The sequence below is a fragment of the Bradyrhizobium sp. P2_E8 genome (assembly GCF_056403875.1).
Window position 1 is genome coordinate 1 of sequence record NZ_JBFUES010000836.1, and the last position, 3,346, is coordinate 3,346.

A 3,346-nucleotide genomic window follows, 5' to 3' on the forward strand; every position below is an offset into this window, starting at 1 on the left:
CCTCATGGGCACGTCCGGTGCGCCCCAGACGCTCGCAATGGCGACCGCGGCCATCGAGATGAGGATTCCGATGATCGCGGTGTCCCCGATCGCGCCGGTGCCGCCGGGCGAGGGCGGTCCCTGGGTCGTGCAGACGCCRCAACCGACGCCGCTGCTGTTGCAGGGCATCGTCGACAACATGAAGGCGAAGGGATTGAAGAGCGTCGCGTTCATCGGCTTCTCCGACGCGTTAGGTGACCTCTTCTACGATTCCCTGGTGCAGGCCGCCAAGTCGGCGGACATCAAGGTGATCGCCAATGAGCGCTACGCGCGTTCGGACTCTTCGGTCACGGCGCAGGTGCTGCGCGTCGTCGCCGCGCATCCCGATGCGATCATGCTGGGTGGGACGGGAACGCCCGGTGCGCTGCCGGTGATCGCGCTGTCTGAGCGCGGCTACAAGGGGCCGCTCTATGGCAATCACGGCATGATCAGCGCCGATTTCCTTCGTCTTGCYGGCAAGGCCGCCAACGGCATCATCTGCCCGACCGGGCCGGTGACCGCGGCGGAGCAGCTTCCGGCCAGCAATCCGATCCAGAAGGTTGCACTGGATTTCCGCGCGGCCTTCGCGAAGGCGAACGGCGAGGCGCCGACGGATTCATTCTCGTCCTATTCCTTCGACGGCTGGCTGGTCTTCGCCGATGCTGCCAAGCGCGCGATGGCGACCGGCGCCAAGCCCGGTTCGCCGGAATTCCGGACCGCGCTTCGTCAGGCGCTGTTCACGACCAAGGAGGTCGTCGGGACGCAGGGCGTCTACACCTACACGCCGGCGGACCGGCATGGCGTCGACGATCGCTCACGCGTCATGGTCCAGATCGAGGACGGCAAATACAAGCTGTTGCCCTGAGGTCGGAGCATGAGCGTGACGGAGAACGTGACGCCGGCCTGGGCGCGTGCGGTGACGTCGTTTCCGCCGTCGGATCGGATTCTGTCCACCATCCTCACGCGGCAGGCCGAGCGCTATGGCGATCGCGTCCTGCTGGTTGCGGGTGAGACGCGCTGGACCTTTGCGCAGGCCGCGGCGATCGCCGCCGCGTCCGCCCAGGCGCTGGTTGATGCGGGGATCAAGCCGGGCGATCGGGTCGCGCTGATGTGTTCGAACCGTCCGGAGTTTTTGCAGGTCTATCTCGGCTGCGCATGGCTCGGGGCCATCGCAGTCCCGATCAATACCGCGCTCCGCGGTTTCCAGCTCTCCCACATCTTCCGCAACTCGCGTCCCGCGCTCCTCGTCGTCGAGGCTCAGTTCGTTGTCGCAATCGAGAGTGTCGAGGCGGGTGTCGAGCTGCCGCCCCGGACCTGGATCATCGGGGCTGCCTCCGATGCAATCGATGCCAGGCTTTCCGCGCTACCGTTGCCGGCGCTCGGAGCCGCGGCGCCGGCGGGCGCCGTCCGCCCCGGCGACACCGTTGCGATCCTCTACACATCGGGCACCACGGGGCCTGCAAAGGGTGTGTGCTGTCCGCAGGCGCAACTGTTCTGGTGGGGCATCTATTCGGCGCGAGCGCTCGGCGTCCGCGAGGGCGATGTGCTGTTCACGACATTGCCCCTGTTCCACACCAACGCGCTGAATGCGTTCTATCAGGCGCTCCTGAACGGGTGCACCTATGTGCTGGAGCCGAAATTCTCCGCCTCCGGCTTCTGGGCCGCCGCGCAACGGCACAATGCGACGGTCGGCTATCTGCTCGGCGCGATGGCGTCGATGCTTCTGGCGCAGCCGAAGAATGCGAACGATTCGACCCATCGTCTGCGCGTTGCGCTTGGCGGCGGCGTGCCGCCGCAAATCCACGGTCCTTTCCTCGCGCGGTTTGGCGTGCCGCTGGTCGACGGCTACGGGTCGACCGAGACAAACTTCGTGTTCGCAGGCACGATCCCGTCCGATCGTCCGGGAACGATGGGCTATCTCGCCGACGGAATCGAGGCGCGGGTCGTCGACGAGAATGATTCAGCACTTCCGGATGGACAGGCCGGCGAGCTGCTGCTTCGCGCAAGAGAGCCCTTTGCCTTCGCCGCCGGCTATTTCGGCATGCCGGAGAAGACGGTCGAGGCCTGGCGAAATCTGTGGTTTCACTCGGGGGATCGGGTCGTTCGGGACGCTGACGGACACTATCGCTTCATCGACCGCATGAAGGATTCCATCCGCAGGCGCGGCGAGAACGTATCCTCATGGGAGGTCGAGCAGGCCATCCAGTCCCATCCCGCGGTCGCCGCCTGCGCGATCTACCCGCTGCCGTCGGAATTGGGAGAGGACGAGGTTGCGGCTGCGATCCTGCTGGAACCGGGCCAGTTGCTGGAGCCCGTCGACATCGTCAGGCATTGTGAAGGGCAGATCGCCTATTTCGCCATCCCGCGCTACGTGCGCATTCTGAGCCAGATGCCGTTGACGGAGAACGGCAAGATCAAGAAGGGCGTGCTGCGCGAGGCGGGCGTCACCACGGACACATGGGATCGCGAGGCGGCCGGAGTGAGGTTGCGGCGCTAGAGCATGGTCCAGAAAAGTGCGCAGCGGTTTTCCGAAAAGACCATGCTCAAACAATAACCCAAAGCGCGATGACGATTCATGCCAATCTCATCGCGCTTTAACCGTCGGTCCGCTCAGGGTTTTTGCAGCGCGTCCTTGACGGCGCCCTTGAGTTCGTCGAGCTCGCCGATCAATCCGTCGAACCGGTCCGCCGGGAAATCCGCCAGCAGCTCGGCAAGCCACGCGCCGTGGCTCTTGGCCATTCGCCTGAAGGCCTTGCGGCCTTCGACCGTCATGCAGACGATCTGCACGCGGCGGTCGAGGTTCGACGGCGTGCGGGTGATGTATCCGTCTTCGACCAGGCGGTCCACGATCGGCGTCAGGTTCCCGGCCGAGACCATCAGGCGCTTGGGCAGCTCTCCCAGCACGAGTCCGCTCGGCTCGCGGTCGAGCTGCGCGAGAACGTCGAAGCGGGGCATCGTGAAATCGAATTCTTCGCGAAACCGGCGCCGCAGCTCCCCCTCGATCAGGGTCGTGCAGGCGAGCAGCCGGAGCCAAACTCGCGTTTGAGCCCTGTACTCGGCCTCCTGATCTGCCCCATTCTTGGCTGAAACAGGCGTGGACTCCTTCGCGAGCGCCAATCGAATCTCCCGGGCTTGGTGGCCTGACGAAAGCTGATGCAGCTTTCGCGGATGCTGGCAAGATAGTTCGTGCCAAAAGTAAATTCAAGGCTGAGCCCGGCGGCCCCTGAATCGGCTCTGCCGTGTGTCCAATTTGATCGTATCTCCAGATCGACGCTGTGGCGCCGGGGGCGTCGCCCGGCCTCCTTGCAGAACCCACCTTGACAAGGCC

Annotated in this window: 3 protein-coding genes; 2 read left to right on the forward strand and 1 reads right to left on the reverse strand. The window is 65.0% G+C overall.

The window, feature by feature from the left end; all coding sequences use genetic code 11:
- Both AC1D00_RS32735 and AC1D00_RS32740 read left to right on the forward strand, forming a co-directional pair.
- Positions 1–883 (forward strand): ABC transporter substrate-binding protein (locus tag AC1D00_RS32735; RefSeq protein WP_477013514.1); only part of this gene is annotated, 883 nt, incomplete at its 5' end.
- A gap of 15 nt (positions 884–898) precedes the next feature.
- On the forward strand, positions 899–2,515 hold the full coding sequence (locus tag AC1D00_RS32740; RefSeq protein WP_477013515.1) for an ATP-dependent acyl-CoA ligase: 1,617 nt from the start codon (positions 899–901) through the stop codon (positions 2,513–2,515).
- A 113-nt stretch (positions 2,516–2,628) separates the two neighbouring features.
- Here the strand turns inward: AC1D00_RS32740 and AC1D00_RS32745 are convergent, their stop codons facing one another.
- A complete protein-coding gene (locus AC1D00_RS32745; RefSeq protein WP_027548855.1) occupies positions 2,629–3,135 on the reverse strand; it encodes a MarR family winged helix-turn-helix transcriptional regulator in 507 nt (168 codons plus the stop codon).
- Positions 3,136–3,346 lie beyond the last annotated feature (211 nt).